Below are 4,376 nucleotides of genomic sequence, written 5' to 3' on the forward strand. Positions count from 1 at the left end.
CACTATAATTTTCAAAATACCGGTGAAAGCCAATGAAACGGTTCTACTTAATTTCACCGCGCGGACATCGTGAGGGCGCTGCTCAATTTGGGTTGACACCCTGAGAATAAGATATTAGATTGGCGGACTGTTATGAGAAATAAAACAGAACCCTGCATGGGAGGAGCCAATGCGGAATTATAAACATATTGTAGTAACTTTAATCATATTAGCGTTAGCCCTGCCGGCGATAGGATTTGCCCAGAATCGTCCCAAGTTGCCGCAGTCGGCTTACCTCAAGTCAGCCAAAATCGCCATGCTGGACAAGAACCCCCGATATGAAGAGGCGCTTCAGTTCATCAACGAGATGATTGGCCATTACGGCCCGGTTCCAGAAGGGTATTTCTTAAAGGGCAATATCTATTCCGAGTATGCCGGCAAGGAGAATGATTTCAATCGCAAGATTGAGTATTTCACTCTTGCCGCGGCCAACTACGACTCGATGTTTGCCTCCTGCAAGAGCGACGACATAAAAAAGAATCTTAAGAATGACTGCAAGAAGTTCAGCAATGTAATAGACTCCATCAAGGTTTACTACTGGGCGGAGAATTATAACATCGGCGTCAAAGCCCTTGGACGGATTGACGAGGAGATTATCCCCCGGATAAAAGAAGCGACTGATTCCACCGAAAAAGAGGCGGCATCAGCCGAATTGAAAGCGGTCGCCGACAGCGCTAAAGGGTACTTTCGCCTGGCTATAGCGGTTGACCCCTCTAAGTATCGTCCATACGAGGGGGTGGCGTTGACCCATGACCGTCTCAAGGAGTTCGATTCATCGGTGGTCTGGTATCGCAAGGCGACCGACCTGGAGCCGGATTCTCTTTACCTGATTCAGAACACCGCTTATGGATATATTCAGTCGAATGACTGGTCGAATGCGGCGGAGTATTTCAAGAAGTTGTCGGCTAAAGTGCCCGATGACGCCGGCACACTTTTGAATATCGCTATCTGCTTTAACAATATGCGGATGTTTGACAGCGCTTATATCTATGACACACGCGCCATCAAGGCTGATTCCAACTTAAGCGCCGCTTATATTGATGTGGGGCGTTATTTCCTGATAAAATCGCAGGCTTATTCCGACTCTATTAAAGAAGCGACCCAGGCTAATAAGCCGGCCGAGGCGAATAGTTATATGACTGTCCGCGACAACCTGCTTGATTCCTCTTCATATTATCTCGGACAGGGAATCAAACTCGAGCCGGAAAATATCGAAGCGCTGGAGCAGTACGGCGTGGTTACTCTGGTCAATGGTCAGTATGAAGATGCCGCCGGAGCCTTCAAGAGATTGACCGAGCTGGAGCCGTTCAAAAAAGACCATTGGGTCAACCTGGGCGATATCTATATTCAGATTCAGAAATTCGAAGAGGCTATCGCGCCGCTGGAAAAGGCTACGGAATTGGACCCCGGTGATGTAAAAGTCTGGGAGGTTCTGCGCGACCTGTACAGCAACACTAACAACACCGCCAAAGCCAACAAAGCCCAGGCAAAGATTGATGAACTGAACAAGCTGTAAAGAAATTTCATCTGTGGCTAAGGCAGGTCTTTTTCGACCTGCCTTTTTTTCTATGGAAGATGAACTGATAAATCTCGCTATTCCGGGCGGACCGCGACAATTCTACACCTATCGTATCGATACCGCGCGACTGGGACGCCCCGCGCCGGGTCAGCGCTGCCTGGTGCCGTTCGGGCGACGCAAAGTCTGGGGGTATTTTATTGAGCGGGCATCGCAGATACCAGAAGTCGAAATCAAAGAGGTGCTGGCTCTGCCGGAGCCGGATTCGTTGTTCTCGGAAGAGCTGTTTCGATTTCTGCAATGGATGGCCGATTATTACTTCTGCGGGTTAGCCGACGTATTAACGGCGGCGCTTCCACCGGAACTGCGCCAACTGCGGAAACCGACATACTGTCTCACTCCGGCTTTCCCGGAACAGGCGGAAAGGCTGGGGCTGGCATCGCGGCTGATTAAAAATTACCGGCGAAGAGAATTTCTGACTTCCAGAACTATAACGTCTCTGGAGAAAAAGCATCCCGGCGCAATCGGCGCTCTGGTCGCCTCCGGCGCGGTGGTTGCCAGCTACCATTCGCCTCGAAGCGTCCTATCATTAGAAAATCTCTTGAGCGATTTTAAATATTTTCAGGAACGTCCCGATACCCGCGGTTTGACTCCAAATGATGAGCAGCAGTCAGCGATGGAAGCGATACTGGCAGGTCAGGGTAAGTTCAGTCCATTCTTGCTGCACGGTATCACCGGCAGCGGCAAGACGCTGGTGTACTGCCGGGTGGTGGAGGAATTTCTCCAGCAGGGTAAAACAGCCCTGGTCATGGTTCCCGAAATCGCTCTGGCCGGGACTCTTCTGTCATATTTCCGGAATTTCTTCGGCGATAGAATCGCACTTATGCATTCCGCGCTCCGCAGAAAAGAACGTCTCGCTATCTGGCAGAATATTCGCGACGGCCGCTATCCGATTGTAATCGGTCCCCGCTCGGCGATATTCGCTCCGCTGAAGAATCTGGGGATAATTATCGTTGACGAAGAGCATGATGAATCATACAAGCAGGATGACCCCTCTCCCCGCTTTCAGGGGCGGGATGCGGCCGTGATGCGCGCCAAAATGGCGAATATCCCGATAGTCCTCGGCTCCGCCACCCCCTCATTCGAATCGTTTCAAAACGCCCGTGATGGCCGCTATCAACTTCTCCAGTTGACCCGTCGCCCCGAGCAGATAGAACTTCCGCTGGTCCGTCTCATCGACCTGAAAGAAGAGCGCGTTTCCGCGGAGAATCTCTTCTTCACCGCGACTCTTCGCGCCAAAGTTAATGAATCGCTGGAGAGAAGTCAGCAGGTGATACTTTACCTCAACCGTCGCGGCTTCTCGCCCCGCATCAAATGCACCGATTGCGGCCATACTCCCCTTTGCCCCCATTGCGAACTGCATCTTACCTACCATCGGGTCGGGAATAAACTGATGTGCCACTTCTGCGGCTATCTCGACCCCGGATACAACCGGTGCGCCATCTGCCAGGGGGAGAAATTTGTCTATATCGGCACCGGCACGCAAAAGGTCGAAGACAGAATTGGAGAGATATTTCCGTCGGCGAAGATGATTCGTCTCGATTCCGACAGCGCCTCAGGCCGCGACCGGGCGCATATTATTCTGAGCGATTTCGCATCGGGGAAATATAATCTTCTGCTGGGCACGCAGATGGTCACCAAGGGGATAGATTTCCCCAATGTTTCGCTGGTCGGCGTGCTGATGGCGGATATCGGAATGGAGATGCCCGATTTCCGCGCGCCGGAAAAACTTTTCGCCAAACTGATACAAGTAGCGGGTCGCTCCGGACGGGGAATTATACCGGGGGAAGTGATAATACAGACTTACAATCCGGAGACACCCCTTATCGATGATGCCGCCCGCCAGGATTACGAAACCTTTTTCGAAAGGGAAATCCGTTCCCGCAAACAACTTCGCTATCCGCCGTTTTCGCATATCATAAATTTTCGATTTGCCTGCAAGAAAGAGGAAGATGCAGTGAAATTTTCGCGCGAGTTCCGCGACCGGCTGAAAGATTCGCTCGACAAATCGGCTCTTCGCACCGAGATTCTCGGGCCTGCTCCCTGCCCGCTGTACCGCTTGCGGGGGATGTACCGCCGGCATCTGTTTATCAAGGTGGAAAAAGTGGTGCAATTTGTGAAATTTCTGGACAAATGGGAGCAGACCGAGAAAAACTTCGGTTTGCCGTCGCGGGTCAAATTGACGGTCGATGTTGACCCGTACGATATGATGTAACCGCCTGGAGTCTGTTAGAAGAAGACGGAAACGCCCAACCGGTTATAATAAGTAGAGGGAAAATCACCGGCGCCTTGAAGATAATCGGCATCGGAGCCGACAATGAAAGGGGCGTCAATCGAAACGGCAAGTTCCAGCGCTACTCTATCGGTCAAATAGAATCCGAGACCGCCTCCAAAATCAAGGATAATGCCGCCGCGGCTATCGCGGATTGTGCCATTGTATTCTTCGTCATAAATCAGATACCGAGTTCTCTGCAGTAGCTTTTCCACGGCAAGACCGGCGCCGGTTTGTATATAAAGATAACCTGTCCGAGGGCGAAACTGAGGCGGCGATGTGTATATCTGAAGGCTCAGCAGGAAGCGATAGAGAGAATGCTCCGTTTCGGCATTCAGTAAGCGGTACCCCGGCGGCGGCGGAGCGGCGCCGATGCCGATTTGAGATGTTATCGTCGAGGGAGTTCCCAGGAGAGCCCCTTTCAAGGCAAGAGAATTTGACAGACGAAGCAGCATCTCAAAATCGAAGCCGAACCGGCCGTCATGGTCA

At 51.7% G+C, this 4,376-nt stretch carries 3 protein-coding genes; 2 read left to right on the forward strand and 1 reads right to left on the reverse strand.

Annotation, left to right across the window (positions count from 1 at the left end; all coding sequences use genetic code 11):
* The first annotated feature begins 169 nt into the window (after positions 1–169).
* Positions 170–1,555, forward strand: a complete 1,386-nt coding sequence (locus AB1690_11775; GenBank protein ID MEW6015990.1) for a tetratricopeptide repeat protein — start codon at positions 170–172, stop codon at positions 1,553–1,555.
* Between the two features lie 52 nt (positions 1,556–1,607).
* A complete protein-coding gene (gene priA, locus AB1690_11780) occupies positions 1,608–3,830 on the forward strand; it encodes a primosomal protein N' (GenBank protein MEW6015991.1) in 2,223 nt (740 codons plus the stop codon).
* Positions 3,831–3,844: 14 nt separating this feature from the next.
* On the opposite strand, the gene AB1690_11785 is transcribed toward priA, so the two are convergent.
* Positions 3,845–4,376, reverse strand: a 532-nt coding sequence (locus AB1690_11785) for a hypothetical protein (protein ID MEW6015992.1), incomplete at its 5' end; no start/stop codon positions are given.

It is taken from the genome of Candidatus Zixiibacteriota bacterium, from assembly GCA_040753495.1.
Classification (GTDB): domain Bacteria; phylum Zixibacteria; class MSB-5A5; order GN15; family PGXB01; genus DYGG01.